The 17972-nt window shown below is 69.0% G+C and carries 16 protein-coding genes; 12 read left to right on the forward strand and 4 right to left on the reverse strand.

Going from position 1 to position 17972, the window contains the following annotated elements; genetic code table 11:
- Positions 1-3 precede the first annotated feature (3 nt).
- The 7 genes from PQI23_RS08065 (at position 4) to PQI23_RS08095 (ending at position 8236) form a co-directional block, all read left to right on the forward strand.
- A complete protein-coding gene (locus PQI23_RS08065; protein ID WP_339973323.1) occupies positions 4-2028 on the forward strand; it encodes a TPM domain-containing protein in 2025 nt (674 codons plus the stop codon).
- 75 nt (positions 2029-2103) lie between these two features.
- A complete protein-coding gene (locus tag PQI23_RS08070) occupies positions 2104-2838 on the forward strand; it encodes a PspA/IM30 family protein (RefSeq protein ID WP_339973325.1) in 735 nt (244 codons plus the stop codon).
- Positions 2839-2958: 120 nt separating this feature from the next.
- Entirely contained in the window at positions 2959-4299 is a 1341-nt protein-coding gene (locus PQI23_RS08075; protein WP_339973328.1) for a hypothetical protein, read from the forward strand.
- An 86-nt stretch (positions 4300-4385) separates the two neighbouring features.
- A complete protein-coding gene (locus tag PQI23_RS08080; protein WP_339973330.1) occupies positions 4386-5978 on the forward strand; it encodes an acyl-CoA carboxylase subunit beta in 1593 nt (530 codons plus the stop codon).
- A 47-nt stretch (positions 5979-6025) separates the two neighbouring features.
- Positions 6026-6340, forward strand: coding sequence for a hypothetical protein (locus PQI23_RS08085; protein ID WP_339973332.1), 315 nt, complete (start codon positions 6026-6028; stop codon positions 6338-6340).
- A gap of 24 nt (positions 6341-6364) precedes the next feature.
- Positions 6365-7051, forward strand: coding sequence for an NUDIX hydrolase (locus PQI23_RS08090; RefSeq protein WP_339973334.1), 687 nt, complete (start codon positions 6365-6367; stop codon positions 7049-7051).
- A 195-nt stretch (positions 7052-7246) separates the two neighbouring features.
- Positions 7247-8236 carry a hypothetical protein gene (locus PQI23_RS08095; RefSeq protein ID WP_339973336.1) on the forward strand — a complete coding sequence of 330 codons (990 nt, stop codon included), beginning with the start codon at positions 7247-7249 and terminating at the stop codon, positions 8234-8236.
- 146 nt (positions 8237-8382) lie between these two features.
- On the opposite strand, the gene PQI23_RS08100 is transcribed toward PQI23_RS08095, so the two are convergent.
- Positions 8383-9021: a class II aldolase/adducin family protein gene (locus tag PQI23_RS08100; protein WP_339973338.1), complete on the reverse strand. Its 639-nt coding sequence runs from the start codon at positions 9019-9021 to the stop codon at positions 8383-8385.
- Positions 9014-10633 (reverse strand): deoxyguanosinetriphosphate triphosphohydrolase family protein, encoded by a 1620-nt coding sequence (locus PQI23_RS08105; protein WP_339973340.1) that lies wholly within the window; start codon positions 10631-10633, stop codon positions 9014-9016. Before PQI23_RS08105 ends, PQI23_RS08100 begins: the two co-directional genes overlap by 8 nt.
- 59 nt (positions 10634-10692) lie before the next feature.
- Between PQI23_RS08105 and PQI23_RS08110 the strand changes: the two genes are divergently transcribed.
- Positions 10693-11283 (forward strand): hypothetical protein, encoded by a 591-nt coding sequence (locus PQI23_RS08110; protein ID WP_339973342.1) that lies wholly within the window; start codon positions 10693-10695, stop codon positions 11281-11283.
- Positions 11284-11450: 167 nt separating this feature from the next.
- Complete coding sequence (locus tag PQI23_RS08115) at positions 11451-12182, forward strand: YceI family protein (RefSeq protein WP_339973344.1); 732 nt, start codon at positions 11451-11453, stop codon at positions 12180-12182.
- Between the two features lie 18 nt (positions 12183-12200).
- Here the strand turns inward: PQI23_RS08115 and PQI23_RS08120 are convergent, their stop codons facing one another.
- Positions 12201-13394 carry a RimK family alpha-L-glutamate ligase gene (locus tag PQI23_RS08120; protein ID WP_339973346.1) on the reverse strand — a complete coding sequence of 398 codons (1194 nt, stop codon included), beginning with the start codon at positions 13392-13394 and terminating at the stop codon, positions 12201-12203.
- A 25-nt stretch (positions 13395-13419) separates the two neighbouring features.
- On the opposite strand from PQI23_RS08120, the gene PQI23_RS08125 reads away from it, so the two are divergent.
- Together PQI23_RS08125 and PQI23_RS08130 are read left to right on the forward strand one after the other, a co-directional pair.
- The gene (locus PQI23_RS08125) at positions 13420-13899 is read left to right on the forward strand and encodes an ATP-dependent zinc protease family protein (RefSeq protein WP_339973348.1); all 480 of its coding nucleotides are present in this window, start codon (positions 13420-13422) and stop codon (positions 13897-13899) included.
- A gap of 54 nt (positions 13900-13953) precedes the next feature.
- Positions 13954-15063 (forward strand): N-formylglutamate amidohydrolase, encoded by a 1110-nt coding sequence (locus tag PQI23_RS08130; protein ID WP_339973350.1) that lies wholly within the window; start codon positions 13954-13956, stop codon positions 15061-15063.
- Here PQI23_RS08130 and PQI23_RS08135 read toward each other — a convergent pair.
- On the reverse strand, positions 15048-15470 hold the full coding sequence (locus PQI23_RS08135; RefSeq protein WP_339973353.1) for an META domain-containing protein: 423 nt from the start codon (positions 15468-15470) through the stop codon (positions 15048-15050). The two genes, PQI23_RS08130 and PQI23_RS08135, sit on opposite strands and share 16 nt — an antisense overlap.
- Positions 15471-15780: 310 nt before the next feature.
- Here PQI23_RS08135 and PQI23_RS08140 point away from each other — a divergent pair, with 310 nt between their 5' ends.
- Positions 15781-17931: a trypsin-like serine protease gene (locus tag PQI23_RS08140; protein ID WP_339973355.1), complete on the forward strand. Its 2151-nt coding sequence runs from the start codon at positions 15781-15783 to the stop codon at positions 17929-17931.
- Positions 17932-17972: the final 41 nt, after the last annotated feature.

Genomic DNA, 17972 nt, shown 5'->3' on the forward strand with positions numbered 1-17972 from the left:
ATTGTGGAGCACTCAGGCCTGTCCCCCGATTCGCCGACGCGCCCGCGCCCATTCGCGCGCTGGTGGTTCGCCGTCGCCCTGGGCGCGGGGCTCCTGGCGGTCGGCGCCTCGAGTGCGACGGCGGTCGGCCCGGGAACCCTCGGCAGCGAGTACGTCACCGACGCCGTCGACGTGCTCGACGCCGCCGAAGAGCAGGCCGCGAACGCGCGCCTCGCCGAAGCGTACGACGAGACGGGCCTCGACCTCTTCGTCGTGTTCGTGGACGAGTTCACCGACCCGGGCGACCGCATCGCCTGGGCCGACGAGACCGCCCGGCTCAACGGCCTCGGCGACACGCAGTATCTGCTCGCGGTCTCCACCGAGGGGCGCCAGTACTACATCTCGTCGCCGGATGCCGGATCGCTGAGCGATGATGCGCTCGACCGCATCGAGCAGCACCTGCTCCCCGAACTCCGCGACGAGGATTGGGCGGGGACGATCACTGCGGCTGCGGAGCAACTGGAGGCCGAGGAGGCGGCCCCCGGCAGGAGTACGGCGATCGTCGTCGGCGCCGGGGTCGGCGTCGTGGCGCTGGGAGGAGCCGCGTACGGCGTCACGCGCTGGGTGCGCAGACGTCGCGACGCCGAAGCCGCCGAGCAGGAGCTCGAACAGCTCGAACGCGCTTCGGGGTCGGCGCTCGTCGCCGCCGATGATGCGGTGAAGAGCAGTACTCAGGAACTCGAATTCGCCCGTGCGCAGTTCGGCGATGCGGCGGTCGCGGAGTACGCCGACGCGATCGAGACGGCTCGCGCTCGCCTGCTCGAGGCGTTCACCCTGCGCCAGCAGCTCGACGACGCGACGCCCGATACCGAGGCGCAGCGGCGGGAATGGCTGCAGCGCGTCATCGAGCTCTGCGCCGCGGTCGATGACGTTCTCGACGCCCAGGCGGACTCATTCGAACGGCTGCGCGCGATCGAGCAGAACGCCCCCGCAGCGCTCACCGCCGCTGCCGCTCGCAGGGAGCAGGTCGCGGCGCAGGGTGCGCAGAGCAGGGCGGAGATCGATCGCCTCGCGGCGGCGTACGCCGCCGACGAACTGAGCGCCCTCGATGGAGCGGCCGAGCAGGCGGAGGCGCTGCTCGCCTTCGGCGCCGAGCGCGAGCGCGCCGCGGCGAGTGCTCTCAGCACTGCGTCCCCCGACTCCGGAGCTGCGGCAGTGGCGATTCGCGAGGCGGAGGCGGCGCTTGCGGGGGCCGAGGAGATCCATCGCACGATCGCATCGCGCGGCGCGGAACTCGCGAGCATCGAAGCACGGTGCGCCGAACTCATCGGCGAACTGGAGGCCGACATCGCGGGCGCCCAGGCCCTTCCGGATGCGGACGGCAGGATCGCGGCGGCCGTCACGGCGACCCAGGAGCGGATCGCGCAGGCGAGACACGACCTCTCGGGCGGCGTGCGGCGGCCGTCGCGCGCAGTGCAGGCCCTCGAAGCGGCCAACACGCACATCGACGGGGTCGTGCAGTCCGCGCAACAGGCAGAACGAGCGCGTCGGCTGCTCGACGCCCAGATCGCCCAGGCGGACGGCCAGGTGCGGCAGGCGGAGGCGTTCATCGACGCGCGGCGCGGCGCGATCGGATCGCGGGCGCGCACGCGCGCGGCGGAAGCCCGCGCGGCGCTCGCGCGCGCCGAGGCGGCGCGCGCCGCGAGTCCCGAGAACGCACTCGCCGAGGCGCAGCGGGCGAACAGTCTCGCCGCCGAGTCGCTCTCAGCGGCCCAGTCCGATGTCTCCGGCTTCGGGTACGGCGGCGGGCAGTCGTCCACCGGTGATCTCGCCGCCGTGCTCGGAGGCATCCTCGGAGGCAATGGCGGGGGAGGCATCGGCTACGGCGGCTCGGGCGGAGGGTTCTGGGGCGGCGGATCCTCCCGTCGATCCTCCAGCCGGTCGGGCGGGTTCTCGCGCAGTTCGGGCCGGTCTTCACGCCGCTCGGGCGGATCCTCCCGGCGCTCGCGCGGCGGCCGCTCCGGGCGCCGCGGCGGAGGTCGCTTCTGACCCGTCGCCGACTCGGCGCTTCCCCAGTACCGATCCCTACACTCAATCCAAACCGCTCCGCCGAAAGGAACTCACATGTCGAAGCAGTCCATCCTCGGGCGCATCACCACCCTCGTCCGCGCAAACGTCAACTCGATGCTCGACTCGGCCGAAGACCCCGAGAAGATGATCGACCAGCTGATCCGCGACTTCTCCTCGAACATCTCCGACGCCGAGGCAGCTATCGCTGAGACCATCGGCAACCTGCGACTGCTCGAGCAGGACTACGACGAGGACGTGCGCACCGCGCGCGAGTGGGAGCGCAAGGCGATCGCCGCGAGCGCGAAGGCCGACGAGCTGCGCTCCGCGGGCAACTCGGTCGACGCCGACAAGTTCGACAACCTCGCCAAGGTGGCGCTGCAGCGCCAGATCACCGAGGAGAACGAGGCGCGCGCAGCCGAACCCATGATCGCTTCGCAGCGCGAGGTCACCGCGAAGCTCAAGGACGGCCTCAACGGCATGCGCGAGAAGCTGCAGCAGCTGCAGACGAAGCGCTCGGAGCTCGTCGCGCGCGCCAAGACCGCCGAAGCGCAGAACCGCGTCGCCGACGCGGTGAAGTCGATCGATGTGCTCGACCCGACGAGCGATCTCGGCCGGTTCGAGGACAAGATCCGTCGCCAGGAGGCGCTGGCCCGCGGCAAGCAGGAGATCGCGGCCTCCACGCTCGACGCGCAGTTCAACGAGCTCGAGAACTTCGAAGCGGTCACCGAGGTCGAGGCGCGACTCGCCGCGCTGAAGGCGGGCCGCTCGCCCCAGGCGCTCGAGCAGTAAGTTCGGAGCACGGAGCGGAGCGAATCGAGACGGGTTCGCTCCGCTCTCCCATCGAATCGCACCAGGTCGTCGCTCAGCGGCCTCGGGCGAAGGCATCGCACGAAGCAGACAGGACACACCGTGGCATTTTGGGGACGCCGAGACCGCGAGTCGCAGGAGCGACAGGACGCCTCCGACGCACAGCAATCGCAGCGCGCGCGGAGTGCGATCGTCGCCGCAGACGAGCGCATCCGCGCGACCGGTGACGAGCTGGCGTTCGCGACAGCCGAGCTCGGCGAAGATGCCACCGCGGAACTGAAGGCGGGCCTCGACTCCGTGCGGCAGCACATGAGCGAGGCATTCCAGCTGCACCAGCTCAACCACGACCACATTCCCGATACGCCCGACGAGGTGCGCACCCGTAACGCGCGCATCCTGCAGCTGTGCGAGTGGGCGGAGTCCGTACTCGACGAGCGCACAGCCGCGTTGCAGGCGCGCGTTGAGCGCGCCCGTCGCGCGCCCGAGATGGTGCAGCGCGTGCGCGCCGACGCCGCGGCGCTGCGCGAGCGCGTACCCGAGGCTCAGCAGGCCGCCGCGCGGCTCGCCGAACGGTACAGCCCGTCGGCGCTGCAGCGGGTGCGCCTGCACTCCGAGGACGTCGAGCAGCTGCTCGACTTCGCAGAGCACTCCGCCGAACTCTCGGATCGCCGCCGCGCCGCCGGCGCCCTCGCCGACGCGAACCTCGCGCTCGAGACGGCTACTGAGACGGTACGCCGCGCCGCCTCGATTCTCGACGGCGTCGACAGCTTCGAGATCGAGGCGCTGCGCGCTCAGAACACGCTCGCGGATGTCATCGACGATTCGCGCAGCGACATCGCGGCAGCCCGCACCGAACCGCGGAACAACGCGGTCGACGCCGCGGTCGAACGACTCGAGAGCGCGCTCGCCGAGGTGAGCGCCGGGCGGCAGCGGGATCCGTTCGCCGACCTCGCCCTGGTCTCCTCGGCGAACTCCGCGCTCGACGCCGCCCGGGCTCGGGCCGCGAAGCCCGTGCCCTCTGCCGCCCAGGTGCAGCACGGCATCTCGGCCGCGGACCACGCCATCGGCATCGCGGCCAGCCTCATCGAGGGCCACCGCGGCTGGATCGGTGCCGACGCCCGCACGCGGCTCGCCGAAGCGCGCCGCCACCGCAGCGAGATCTCGTCGATGCCCGTGACCGAGGACTCGCGAGAGCAGGTGCTGCAGCTCGCGCGCCGCGCCTCCGAGCTCGCAGACGAATCACTGCGGCTCGCACAGCGCGACATCGATTCATCGCGGCCCGACGACGACGACTGGGGGTGGGGCGGCGGTGGCAATGGCGGCGGCCCGTGGGGCGGCGGCGGCCGTGGTCGCGGCGGCATGGGCGGCGGCGGAGGCGGCGTGCTCGGACCCGTCATCGGGGGCGTGCTGCTCGGCGGACTGCTGGGCGACATCTTCGACTGATTTCGTAGGAATCGCACCAAGGAGTTTCGATTCCGTTGGAGAGGTTCGGAGGGTGATGGCATGCCCTCCGCGCTAGGCTGGCAGGCGTGACTGCAGAGAACATCGCGCCCGCGACGACCGCCGACCGTATTGCGGATCACCGCCGCAAGTACCAGGAAGCGGTCGGCGATCGCGACGCGGCAGCCGCAGCGAAGCAGCACGCGCGGGGCAAGATGACCGCCCGCGAGCGCATCGCTGCGCTGCTCGATGCCGGCTCGTTCGTCGAGTTCGACAAGTTCGTGAAGCACCGCTCGCAGGGCTTCGGCATGGAGCAGTCGCACCCCTTCGGCGATTCTGTCGTGACGGGTGCGGGCACGATCCACGGCCGTCAGGTGGTCGTGTACTCGCAGGACTTCACCACATTCGGCGGGTCGCTCGGCGAGGTGGCCGGCGAGAAGATCGTGAAGGCGATGGAGTTCGCGCTGAAGACCGGAGCCCCGGTGCTCGGCATCCTCGACTCGGGCGGGGCGCGCATCCAGGAGGGCGTCGTCGCCCTCTCCAAGTACGCGAACATCTTCCGGCTGAACACGATGTGCTCGGGAGTGATCCCGCAGATCTCCATCGTGATGGGACCGTCGGCCGGCGGCGCCGTGTACTCCCCCGCGCTCACGGACTTCGTCATCATGGTCGACAAGACGAGCCACATGTTCGTCACAGGACCCGACGTGATCAAGACCGTGACCGGTGAGGAGGTCGGCTTCGAGGAGCTCGGCGGCGCGCTCACCCATAACAAGACCAGCGGCGTCTCGCACTACCTCGCGAGCGACGAGCACGACGCGCTCGACTACGCCCGTGCGCTCATCAGCTACCTTCCCGACAACAACCTCGCGGAAGCGCCGATCTACGACACCGACACGGCGCTCGAGATCACCGACGCGGATCGACGCCTGAACACGCTGATTCCCGACAGCCCGAACCAGCCGTACGACATGCAGACCGTCATCGAGGCGATTCTCGACAGCGGCGACTTCCTCGAGGTCCAGCCGCTGTTCGCACCGAACATGCTCATCGGCTTCGGCCGCGTCGAGGGCCGCACGGTCGGTATCGTCGCGAACCAGCCGAGCCAGATGGCCGGCACCCTGAACATCGACGCGAGCGAGAAGGCCGCGCGCTTCGTGCGATTCTGCGACGCGTTCTCCATCCCGATCCTCACCCTCGTCGACGTGCCCGGGTACCTGCCCGGCACCGATCAGGAGTTCCAGGGGGTCATCCGTCGCGGCGCCAAGCTGCTCTACGCCTACGCCGAGGCGACGGTGCCGCTCGTCACCATCATCACCCGCAAGGCCTACGGCGGCGCGTACATCGTGATGGGGTCGAAGCAGATGGGCGCCGACTTCAACATCGCGTGGCCGACCGCGGAGATCGCCGTGATGGGCGGCGCTGGAGCGGTCAACATCCTCTACCGCAAGGAGCTCGCCGCAGCCGCTGAGCGCGGCGACGACGTCGAGGCGCTGCGCGCCGAGCTCACCGCGAAGTACACGGCCGACGTGACCTCCCCGTTCCTGGCCGCCGAACGCGGCGAGTTGGACAACGTGCTCGAACCCGCAGGCAGCCGCCTCGCCGTGATCAAGGCGCTTCGCGGCCTGCGCGGCAAGCGCACCGAGCAGCCCGCGAAGAAGCACGGCAACATCCCGCTGTGAGCCGCGAGACCCGAAGCACGAGTACGAGTACCGAGAGCGAGCACGCCGTGGCCAAGCATGCAGCAGCGCCCGACGACGTCGAGAACGGCGCCGGAGGCGCGATCCTGCCCCCCGACGCCGCGGCGCGCGACGCGGCCAAGCGCGAGACGATCGCCGACGACGACGTGCTGCGCGGAGACGACATCCGCTTCATCACGCGGGGCGTCGACGATGCGGAGCGCGCCGCGGTCGTCGCGGTGCTGACGCAGGTGCGCTCCGAGGAGTCCGAGCAGGTCAAGCGCGTCGCACGACGCGACCGGGAACCGTGGGCGCGCTCGCAGCGCGTGCCCGACAGCATCTTCGACCTGCTCGCCGAGGTCTGAGCGCCCGGTTGTAGGGTGTCGGGTATGCCCCGAACCGTCGCCGACGCCGAACGCGAGTTGCGAGCGCTCGTGAGCGGCCGCGTCTCGGTGACGTTCGAGCCGCAGGCTCCGCGTTCGGATCGGCCCCTGCGTCGCTCAGCTGTGCTGATCCTGTTCGGCGCGCTCGACCGGCAGCCCGCAGCGCATGGAGCGCACACCGTACCCCCGCAGCTCGACGTGCTGCTCACTCGACGGGCCGACGGCATGCGGCATCACGCGGGCCAGATCGCGTTTCCCGGCGGAGGGGCGGAACCCGCGGATCGCGACGCCGCAGACACCGCGCTTCGCGAAGCGGCCGAGGAGACGGGAGTCGACCCGCGCGGCGTCGACGTGCTCGGGTCGCTGCAGCCCGTGCACATTCCGGTGAGCAACAATCTCGTCACCCCGGTCGTGGGGTGGTGGCGGCGTGCGAGCGCGGTCGCCGCCGACCACGCGGAATCGGTCGAGGTGTTCCGGGCACCCGTCGCCGAGATGCTCGACCCCGCAGCCCGCGGAACCTCGGTGCTGCGGCACGGAGGCACCACCTATCGTGGCGCCGCGTTCGCGCTCGGCCCGCACCTCGGCGGGCACCTCGTCTGGGGGTTCACGGGCATGACGCTCGCCAGCCTCTTCGACGAGCTCGGCTGGTCGGTGCCCTGGAACCCGCGGCAGGAGTTCCCCGTCGCGCCGTGACGCTCCGACTTCCTACTCGGTTGGCGAGATCCCATCCCCCGAACGTGATCTCGATAGGAACTCGGCCACCAAGTAGGATCTCGGCGCACTTGCAGTGCTCGTCCCCACTCCGGTGCGCACGGATGCGCTCGCACGTTATCCACAGATCGAACTTCTGCAGCCTCGCCGAGCCGCCTCATGGACTCTCCTCGTTTCATGAGCCTTCCTGCGCATATCGCGACGATCATCACCGCGCTCGACCGCGCCGAGCATCGCCTCAGAGGCGAGCTCTCGAAACGGCGCCTCGCCGAGCGCATCCGCACCGGCCACGTGATCAGAATCGGAAGGAGCGGTCTGGCCGAATCCGAGGTCTGGAGCCAATGGCACCCGCAGCAGCGTCACCTCGCCGCCGTGCTCGTCGCTCATCGCGAGAGCCGAAGCGCACCGATCTTCTCTCACGTCTCCGCGGCCGCACTGCTCGGACTGCCTCTCTGGGGGTTCCGTGGAAGCGTCCCGCATGTCCTCGCGAGATCGACGCACGCGCGCACTGGCGCACTCGCGAGACACGTCATGCCGGTGTCGGAGGCAGAGCTCGTCGAGATCGCGGGCATTCGCTGCACGGCGCCGGATCGCACTCTGTTCGACCTGGCAGCGCGCGAGCGCGAGGAGCTCCTCGTGGGAGTCGCCGACGCACATGTACGAGGTCTCGCGAGGTCGGCGCGCCGCGTGGACGAGGCGGTCGTTCTGGACTGGCGCGGACAGATGCTCGAGCATGCGCAGCGGTCGAGTGGCAGGCGCGGTGTGCAGAAGTTCCGGCGGATCGTGGGTCTCGCCGATCCACGCGCTGACTCTCCCCTCGAAAGCGTGAGCCGACTGCACTTCCATCGCCTCGACATCGACGTGGAGCCGCAATTCGAGATACCGAACGAAGGGGGCGGCACCTACTACGTCGACTTCCGCCTTCTCGGGCAGAACATACTGGGTGAGTGCGACGGGGCGCAGAAGTACCTGGATCCGCAGATGCTCGGAGCACGCACACCGGGGGAGGCGGTTCTGCGCGAGAAGCGCCGGGATGACTGGATCAGCGGCTACACGCGCGGTCGCATGATTCACTGGGGCGCTCGCGACGTGCGCACGACGGACACCTTCGCGCAGGTACTGCGGCGGTACGGCGTCCATGTCCCGCTGCGCCGCCGCGAGTCATGATTGGAGAACGCACGGGCGGGACCCGCCGACTTCCCATCCGATCGCCGAGATCCCATGCATTGAGCGCGCGGTCGATGGGAACTCGGCAGGCAACAGGGATCTCAGCAGCCCCCTCGCAGAACGGCACGTCGAGCAGGCCGAGCGTCCTACGCGTGCGAGGCGGCGTCGTCGGGGAAGACCGTGCCCGTGTCGCCGAGTTGCACGGCGAGAGCGGTCGCCTGCGCGGCGTCCTCGAGATTGAGCGCCCGCCGATACGCCATCTGCACGGTGTCGGCGACCACCGAGCAGCCGTGGTGCTGCATCACGACGCAGTTGTGATCGCGCAGCGCCTCGGCAGCCGTGTCGGCGAGCTCGTCCGTGCCGTTGTGATAGAACGGCACGACGGCGATCTGCCCGAGGTAGTAGGCGTGATCGAGGGTGAGGCGCCGGATGGGAGTGCCGACGCTCGCGAGCACGACCGCCGTTCGGGGGTGCAGGTGCAGCACGCACTCCGCGTCCGGTCGCGCCCGATAGGCGCGGTGGTGCAGCTTCCACTCGCTCGACGGCCGAGGCCCCGCACCGCGAGCCGCTCCCGTCTCCGATTCGTCGAGCGAGAGCACCGCGAAGTCGTCGGGCGTCAGCCGGTCGAGCCACGTCCCCGACCCGGTCACCACGAACTCGCGATCCGAGATGCGCGCAGAGAGATTGCCGGCGCTCGCGAGCACCAGGCCGCGCCCGACCGCGTCGCGGCCGACCTCGATCAGTTCGGCGACGAGCCGGTCGCGGTCTCGCTCGTGCTCACTCACTGGTCACTCCTCCGGTCAGGGCGCGGTACGTCGTCACAGCCTGCTGGTCGCTGAGCGAAGCGACATAGTCGAGGATCGCGCGACTGCGCCCCTGTCGACGCATGCCGGCCTCGCTCGTGTCGCCCATCAGCAGCTCGGGGCGTTCGCGCCGTACCGCGAACGCCGCATCGGTCGCCTCGTCGGCCCACTCGAGCAGGCGACGGGGAGCGCGCCCGGCGTCGTCGGGGTCGGCGAGCCAGGCGTCGAACCCGAGGGCGAGCTGCTCGACGACGCGCGCCCGCCCGCGCTGCGGCTGCGCGAGCTCGGGCCGTTCGAGTACGAAGTGCGCGTGCACGAACTTGAGCACCATCACCTCGTGCCACGCCTGCGTGTTGAGGCGCACGTGTCCGCTGCGCACGTGGGGGTACTCCTCGACGACGATCGAGGTGCGCAGGTGGTCGATCCAGCGCCGGGTGAAGTCGGAGACCGATCGCTCGCTGTCGATGCCGCCGTCATATGGAGCGGCGAGCAGGGTCTGCCCCACTTCCTCGCTCACGCGGCGCACGGCGGCGCGGAACGCATCTCGATCCGCGATCCAGCCGTCTTTCGCGTGGAGTCTGCGCCAGAGCAGTTCGAGCGAGCGGCCGGGCGTGCGCCACTCCGCCGCCACGGAATCGTCCGTTTCGGTCGCCAGCGCCCCCGCGTGATCCAGCCACGCGCGGAACTCGCCGGAGATCGACGACTGCTGCAGCACCCCTGCTCGGGTGAAGTCGTCGAGATCGTGCACGGCGTAGGCGATGTCGTCTGCGAGGTCCATGACGGCGCACTCCACCGTCTGCACGCCGTCCGCGATATGCGGAAACGGAGCGAGCGCCGTCTCCATCTCGACGACGTCGAGCAAGTACACCGAGAACTTCTCAGCACCGCCGTCGGCGTCGACTCCGACGCCGCGTGGGCGATCCGGCGCCGGTCGTTCACTCGTCGACACCCCGACCCAGGCTCCTCGGGTCCAGGGATATTTCAGCGTCGCCGCTCGCGTCGCGGCCGTGAGATTCAAGCCCGGGAAATCGCGCCCGAGCGTATCGAGCTGAGTGAGGATGCGGAAGCTCTGCGCGTTCCCCTCGAAGCCCTCCGCCAAGCCGAGCCGCTCGCGGGCCACGCGATCGAGCACGCGTTCGCCGAGGTGCCCGAACGGCGGGTGCCCGAGGTCGTGGGCGTGCGCCGCGGCCTGCGCGACGATCGTGTCGCAGCCGCCCAGGCGCGCGATGATCGCTCCGACCGGGTCATCCTCTCCGCGCTCTCCCCGCACGAATTCCGCGTGCCGAGCCGCGCGCCCCGCCAGCTGCGCTGCGATCACGCGGGCGACGGCGCTCACCTTGAGCGAATGGGTGAGTCGATTGTGCATCACGGGACCGACGCCCGACTGCGGCACGACCTGAGTCACGTCCGAGAGCCGGGCGAAGTACGACGAGAAGCGGATGCGTTCGAGGTCGACACGATACTCCTGCGGTTCGGCCGAAGGGCCGTCGACGTCGGCCGGCCACTGCGAGTCCGCGATGCCCGCGGAGCGGTGCTGCGACGACACATGCTCGACGTGGCGCCTCCCCTCGCGCCCTGCCCCAGATGCCTGCATGCACCTTATTCAAGCACGCGACGCGCCGCTACACTGTGCGCAACGGCGAAAGGCGGCTCATGACCGGTGCAGCGAAGAGATCATCGCAGGGCGGCTCGGAGGGGACGAACCGCACACGACCCGAGAACGTGCCCGCGATCGAGCGGGCGACCGGGCGGGAGTGGAGCGCCTGGGTCGCCCTCTTCGAGGCTCAGGGCGCACCGACGCTCGAGCATCGCGCGATTGCGAAGATTGCCCGCGCCGCGCTCGCCGACGACCTCCGCAATCCGGAGTGGTGGGCGCAGGCGATCGCGATCGCCTATGAGCAGCATGCCGGCCTGCGCGTGCCCGGCCAGTCATCGGCGGGAACCGTCGGTGTGAGCGCGAGTCGCACGCTGCCGCTGGATCGCGACGACGCGATCGACGCCTGGGGCTCGGCGCACGGCTCCCGCTCGGAGCACCTCGGACACGCTGCCTCCGCCGCCCGGCCGTCGCGCACGGAGAAGCGCAGCTTCTGGCGCTTCGAGCTCGAGGGCGCGGGCAAGGTCGAGGTATCGGCGACGCCCAAGGGCGAGAAGACCTCGCTCACGGTGAGTCAGGATGGCCTCGCGGACGGTGAGCGCATCGAGGAGTGGCGCGCGCACTGGAAGTCGCTGCTCGCCGCACTCTGACACGGCCGCCGCCGTTCCGCCCCGCTCCCAGCTTCTTCCCGGTCTTCCCCGGGGTCCTCATGGACCGCGCTGCCAAAGTGGGTCTCACCAGGGCGGCATCCGCGAGAGCGCGATTCCGCCGACCGCAGCGCGGGCCTCCCCGCCGCTCCGACCCCCAGGGAGACGACGTGAACAAGTCCCAGAAGATCCTCATCGGAGCCGGCGCAGGAGTGCTCGCACTCGCAGCGGTCGCGGCGATCGCCGGGCCCATGATCTACCGGGACGTGATCGCCGCCCCTGCGGCCGACGCTCCGTCGTTGGCATCCGACGAGAGCGACGGCGGCGAGGAGAACTCCGAGAGCGACGCCGCCGTCGCACAGCTCGACCCCCGCTTCCTCGTCGGCGACTGGAGTGTGGCAGACGGTTCCGAAGCCGGCTACCGCGTCGACGAGGTGCTCAACGGCACGGACGTGACGGTCACCGGGCGCACCGACGATGTCACCGGCTCGTTCACCATCGATGACACCGGGCTCACGCTCGAGGCCGCTGAGCTCACCGTCGACGTCGCGAGCATCGAGACGGACAGCAGCAATCGGGACGAGTACTTCCGCAGCGAGGCGTTGCGCACGGATGAGTTCCCGGAGGCGACCTTCGTGCTCAGCGATCCGGTCACCCTCGAGAGCGCTCCGGCGTCGGGTGACATCGTGCAGACCGAGGCGACCGGCGAGTTGACGATCGCGGGGCAGACGCAGACCGTCACCGCGGAGACCGAGGTGCGCAGCGACGGAGAGACCGCCGAGATCGCGGGCTCGATCCCGATCACGTTCTCCGATTTCGGCGTCGAAGCGCCCAACCTCGGGTTCGTATCGGTCGAAGACAGCGGCGCAGTCGAGTTCCAGTTGACTGCGTCGAAGTCGTAACGGCCGCGGCTCAGCCGCTCAGCCGTCGGCGAGTTCGCGCGCGGCCTTCGAGAGCTTGCGCACCCGGGCTCGGCGTCGGCGACGCTCGGGGAGCATCGAGCGCATCTCCTCGAGCTTGCCGAAGCACAGCAGCCGATCCTCCGCCTCGAGCACGAGGCTCTTGCGCGGGTTCGGGATCACCTGCACGCCGCGATGCAGCGTCAGCACCGTGACGTCCCGATCCCAGAGACCGAGCTCCCCCAGCGTCTTCCCGACGTATTCCGATCCGTGCATGGTGAGCTCCGCGACACCGTAGGCGGTCGAGACGCTCAGCCGCTGTCGCAGATCGATCTCGGGGAAGTTGACCTGGTTCGCGATGAAGTCGATGATCGCACCCGCGATGTCCAGCCCCGTCGCGCTCTCGATGCCCTGCAGGCCCGGCGAGGAATTGACCTCCATGACGAGCGGGCCCTCTTCGCCCTCCAGCATGTCGACGCCGGCGACGCGCAGTCCCATGATCTGAGCGGCGCGCACCGCGGTCTGCTCGTAGACGGCATCGAGCTGCACCGGCTCGACGGTTCCGCCGCGGTGCACGTTCGAGCGGAACTCGTCACCGCCCGCGGTGCGTCGCATGGCGGCGACCACTCGATCGCCGATGACGAGCGCACGCACGTCGCGGCCGCGGCTCTCCGAGACGAACCGCTGGATCAGCACGTTCTGCCGGGTCGAGTGCAGGGTCTCGATGATCGCCTCGGCGACCTTCACCTGCGGAGCGAGGATCACACCGATGCCCTGCGTCCCCTCGAGCAGCTTGATGACCACGGGCGCGCCGCCGACGCTCTCGATCGCGGGTCGCACGTCGGCACGATTGCGCACGAACGCGGTGGCCGGCATCTCGATGTTGTGGCGGGAGAGGATCTGGTTCGCGCGCAGCTTGTCGCGCGCGTTCGCAATGCCGTTCGAGGTGTTCGGGGTGTAGACGTCCATCTGCTCGAACTGCCGCACGACCGCGGTGCCGAAGTAGCTGATCGAGCTCCCGATGCGCGGCAGGATCGCGTCGTAGTCGCTCAACTGCTTTCCGCGGTACAGCAGGTCGGGGTCCTCGCCCGCGAGGTCGATCGCGAATCGCAGGGTGTTGAGCACGCGCACCGTGTGCCCGCGCTCAAGAGCCGCGGACTGCAGGCGCTGAGTCGAGTACGCCTGCGGGGCGCGCGAAAGAATCGCGAGTTTCATCGTGATTTCCTGCCAAAATAGATGCGTGACCGTACGCGACCATTCAAGCACTCTCACGGGGTGGCGTGAATGGGTGAAGCTGAATGGCATCGGCGTGCCGTGGATCAAGGCGAAGATCGACACCGGCGCCCAGACTTCCGCGATGCACGCGACCGAGATCACCGAGTTCGAACGCTCGGGCGCGCCGTGGGTCAGGTTCCTCGTGCAGCCCTGGCAGGTGACCGACGACGACGCCGTCGAGGTCGAGCTTCCGGTGCACGATCGGCGCACCGTGCGCAGCTCGTCGGGCCATGCTCAGCTGCGTCCGGTCGTGCTCATGACCATCTCGCTCGCGGGCCGCAAGATCGAGGCCGAAGTCACGTTGACGGATCGCGAGGAGATGGTCTTCCGCATGCTCATCGGCCGCGAAGCGCTGCGACAGGGGTTCATCGTGGACTCAGCGGCCTCGTATCTCGGGGGCAGGCCTCCCCGCGACACGAGGCGACGCAATCGCGGCCGGGCCTGATCCCCCTCGCGCAACCGTCTTCTCGCCCCATCACGGGGCCAGTACTCTGGTTTCATGAGCGCGCATGATCTGGATGTGATTCCGGCGGGTACGGTGTTCGCGCCGTCCGAGATCATCCACTACGCCGACCCCGACATGCGAGATCTCGCGCAGGCGATCGCCGAGGCCGACGTGCTCGTGACCGTTCCGCACGCGGGCGCCGCGATCCCCGAGGAACTTGCCGAGTTCCTCTCCCCGGCGCTGTCCCCGCGTCTCCAGGTCGACTTCTCGGATGCCGCCGCGGCCAGCGTGGTGCAGCGGTGGGCGCAGATCGACCCGCGCGTCGTCGCTCTGGTGAACCCTCACCCCCGGTTGATGCGGGATCCGAACCGGGATCGGCCCGCTGATCTCCGTGCCGAGCTGCAGCAGGCCTTCGAGCGGGTGCACGCCGCGGGCCCGGACCAGCAGGCAGATCTCTCGGGGGTCGACGCGATCCGACCGGTGACGCACTCGAACATCCCGATCTTCGAGCGGCCCGCAACGAGCGAGCGACTCGACGCACTCGTGAACACACTCGAAGCGGTCGCTGCGCAGGGCCTCGACGTGTATGAGGCGATGCGCGAAGAGCTCACCGAGCTCTTCATCACGAAGGGACTCGCGCACGGCGGCGCCTTCACCCGTCTTTCGTTCCACGATTCGATGCGCACGACCATGCGCGCGGATGGCGCGCTGAAGACGGAGCCCTCGAAGTCGGTCGACATGCCCGCGGTGGTCACGCTGTCGAACGGCGGCGATGCCGATGGAGAGAAGCGCGATCCCGCCTCGCCGGTGACGATGCTCCCCGCCGCCCTGCGCGAACTGGCCGAGGCGCACCGAACGGAGTTCGAGATCGCCCAGCCCGAGGCCGTGACGTTGAATCAGCCGTATCGCGGCAGCCACGAGATCTTCGGCGCCGCTGCGCAATTCCGCAGTATTGCCGACGAAGCGGCCGCGGCGAGCTTCTCACCGGCAGCCGTACAAGTAGAGTTCTCGCGCGAATACCTCCTCGGCCCGGAAGCGATGCGCGAGCTGCGCGGGTCTGGTCGAGTCTGGGTCGCTGAGAACCCGGAGCACATCGACTTCCTCGCCTACGCGTGCAAGCGCGCGTGGGACGCGTTCCGCGATCGCGCTCAGGCTTCGCGCTGAAGCGTGCCGATCTCTTCGCCCGAGCTGTTGAAGATTCGCAGCTCATCGCCGTTCGGCTGCACTTCGCGCACCTTGCGCAGCCAGTCGTCGACGCCCGGGCATCCCATCATCGTGGAGACGAAGCTCTCGATGAGCACCCGATCGCCGTCGATCGTGTAGGTCGACCCGATGCCGTTGCAGCCGTCAGTGCCCGACACCTTGCCCGACTCGTCGAACGTGAGCGTCGGCTTGCCCTTCTCGTCTGAGACCCACGTTCCCACTACTTCGGCCTGTTCCATCATCTCTGCGTCCCCTGTTCCCGCGTCCGTGCCGGATCCACTGCCGTTCAGAGACGCGCAACTCGTCAAGAGAGCGATCCCGCCGGCCAGGGCGAAGATGCCTGCCGCAATACTCGTGCGTCGCTTCATCGCTCTCCCCCATCACCTGGTGTTGCTGGTCGCGCCCGCCATCTTGCGCATGGGGCCATGCTAACGAGATCAGATGCGGACTCCATCCGAATTTCTCGAATCGATCGGGCATCTGGGTTTTCTTGCGAAACGCCCCCGCATTCAGGGGTCTCGCCCCTTGCATGGTGCTAATTATCAGGTTACGTTTGCCGAGGCCCCTGGCGTCGGACCAGGGTGCTCGCGCGGGGATAATGCGCGTGCATCCGACCGGCTTCCACCTCGACCTGCTCCAGTGGCCTATTTGACCATTCGAACACATAGGGGAACACACGTGACACAACGTCGCCCACTCGCGCTCGGCGCGGCAGCGGTGCTCGGTCTCGGCAGTCTCTTCGTCGCCACTCCGGCGATGGCAGAAGACGGCACCACCGGTGCACAGATCGACACGACTGCTTCAGCCATGGCTGCAGCCAAGAACATCAACTCCAACAAGGAGATCGGCGATGACCTCGCCGTTGGCGCCGGCACTTTGAGCAATGGTGAGCCCATCGTATTGGTGAGTGAAGCGCCCGACGCAAAGGTCGACGCGATCGAGAATCTAGCAAAGGCTGAAGGCGTTGAGAACGTTGCCATCGTGGGCAACATTGTCCCTCACGCATCCACAGATATCGTCGGCGGCGCGGGCTACTTCGGCGCAGTGTCCGGCCAGCCGGGCAAGGTCGGCACCTGCTCGACGGGCTTCACTGCTTTCTCGCCCGAGGGCGAGCCCGCGCTTATCACCGCCGGGCATTGCTCGAGCGACGGTGCGGTCACCGAGGTCCAGTTCAGCGATCCGTCTAATGACGCCGCCGCCGGAGAATTCATCGAAGATGACGGCAACGGCATCGCTGGTGAGTTCGGTTTCAGCCAGTTCGGCGGCGTCGGCAACACCAACGGCGCAGACAAGGACCCGAACTCCACCGACATCGCGGTAATCGATATCACCAACGAGTCGCTGGATCTGCTCCCCGAGGTCACTGACTGGACGACGGCTGCACAGGACGACCTGTCGCTGAGCACTACCCCGATCAAGTCTGTCGGCATGCCCCAGTCCGGCACCATCTCGAAGTCGGGCCGCACCACGGGCCTGACGACCGGCAGCACCACCGTGCGCCTCAAGTACACCGACGGTGAGATTCGCCCCACCGAAATCCTCGACGGGTACTTTGAGGTCTCCGATCGCTGGGTGCACAGCTTCCTTGGCGGCGCAACCACTAGGCCGGGTGACTCCGGCGGCGCCGTGTTCCAAGGAGAGACCGCGGTCGGCGTCGTCAGCGGCGGGCCCGACGAGGTTCCCGTAGGAACCGACGATTACGCGATTTACACGCTGCTCGAGCCGGCTCTCGGGTTCACCGACGGTTACACCGTCGCACTCGACATCGACGAGCCGGTCGTGAAGACCGACCTCTCCGCGGGCGTGGCCGCCGGCAGCGACATCGTCGTGAGCGTTCCGAGTAACGCCGCAGAGCTCACCGTGGGCATGGGCCAGATGGGCGACACCATCCCCGTCGAGGGCGCCGAGGTGACGATCCCCGCTCCCTCCCAGCCGGGCGACTACACCTGGACCCTCACCGCTGTGAACGGCTACAGCCAGTCGGAGACGGTCGAGCTCAACTTCTCGGTCGTCCTCGGCGCACCCGTCGTCAACGACATCACCTCCGAGGAGTCGGCTGTCACCCTCACCGGCACCGGCGTCCCCGGCGCCGAGGTCGCGATCACGCTGACCCCCGCGGCTGAGGGCGCTGAGCCCATCGAGCTCACCGCAACGGTGAACGAGGACGGCACCTGGTCGGCTCCCGTCGAGCTGGACTACGGCACCTACGCCGTCTCCGCAACGCAGACGTTCGAGGGTGAGACCTCGGCCGCCGGCACCGGCACGGTCTCCGTGGTTCCCGCAGCACCGGCGATCACCTCGGTGAAGCCCGGCAGCACCTTCGAAGCAGCTGACGCTCCCTCCTCGATCTCCGGCACCGGCATCGAGGGCGCGACGGTCGTCGTGAAGCTCAACGGCGAAGAGGTCGGCACCGCTGCCGCAGGCGGCGCTGCATCGGAGTCCGGCATCTCGGCTGACGCCGCGATCGTCGGCGCAGACGGCACGTGGACCCTTGACCTGGGCGCACAGCTCGGCGCAGGTGCATACACCGTCGAGGCCACCCAGGCGATCAACGGAGCGACCTCGGCCACTGCGAGCCTCGTGTTCAACGTCGCCGCTGCACCGGTTCCGCCGGTCGAGCCCGTCGACCCGGGCAATCCGGCAGCTCCGGTTGACCCCGCCGACCCGGCTGCACCCGGCCAGGGTGGCACCGGCGGAGCCGAGCTCGTCAACACCGGTACCGGCTTCTCGATGCTGCCCTTCGGGCTCGCAGCACTCGGCATGCTGATCCTCGGTGGCGGCGCGATCGTCTTCACTCAGCGTCGTCTGCAGTCCAGCGCTGCGGAGTAATCCGCACGCCGGCTGACCGCCGCACAGCACAGCGGGCCTCG

The sequence above is a fragment of the Leucobacter sp. USCH14 genome (genome assembly GCF_037619215.1).
In the GTDB taxonomy this organism is placed as follows: domain Bacteria; phylum Actinomycetota; class Actinomycetes; order Actinomycetales; family Microbacteriaceae; genus Leucobacter.

Coding starts and splice junctions, on each gene's coding strand:
- PQI23_RS08070 (WP_339973325.1), top strand. CDS start 2,104: ATGTCGAAGCAGTCCATCCTCGGGCGCATCACCACCCTCGTCCGCGCA.
- PQI23_RS08090 (WP_339973334.1), top strand. CDS start 6,365: ATGCCCCGAACCGTCGCCGACGCCGAACGCGAGTTGCGAGCGCTCGTG.
- PQI23_RS08095 (WP_339973336.1), top strand. CDS start 7,247: ATGAGCCTTCCTGCGCATATCGCGACGATCATCACCGCGCTCGACCGC.
- PQI23_RS08105 (WP_339973340.1), bottom strand. CDS start 10,633: ATGCAGGCATCTGGGGCAGGGCGCGAGGGGAGGCGCCACGTCGAGCAT.
- PQI23_RS08110 (WP_339973342.1), top strand. CDS start 10,693: ATGACCGGTGCAGCGAAGAGATCATCGCAGGGCGGCTCGGAGGGGACG.
- PQI23_RS08120 (WP_339973346.1), bottom strand. CDS start 13,394: ATGAAACTCGCGATTCTTTCGCGCGCCCCGCAGGCGTACTCGACTCAG.
- PQI23_RS08130 (WP_339973350.1), top strand. CDS start 13,954: ATGAGCGCGCATGATCTGGATGTGATTCCGGCGGGTACGGTGTTCGCG.
- PQI23_RS08135 (WP_339973353.1), bottom strand. CDS start 15,470: ATGAAGCGACGCACGAGTATTGCGGCAGGCATCTTCGCCCTGGCCGGC.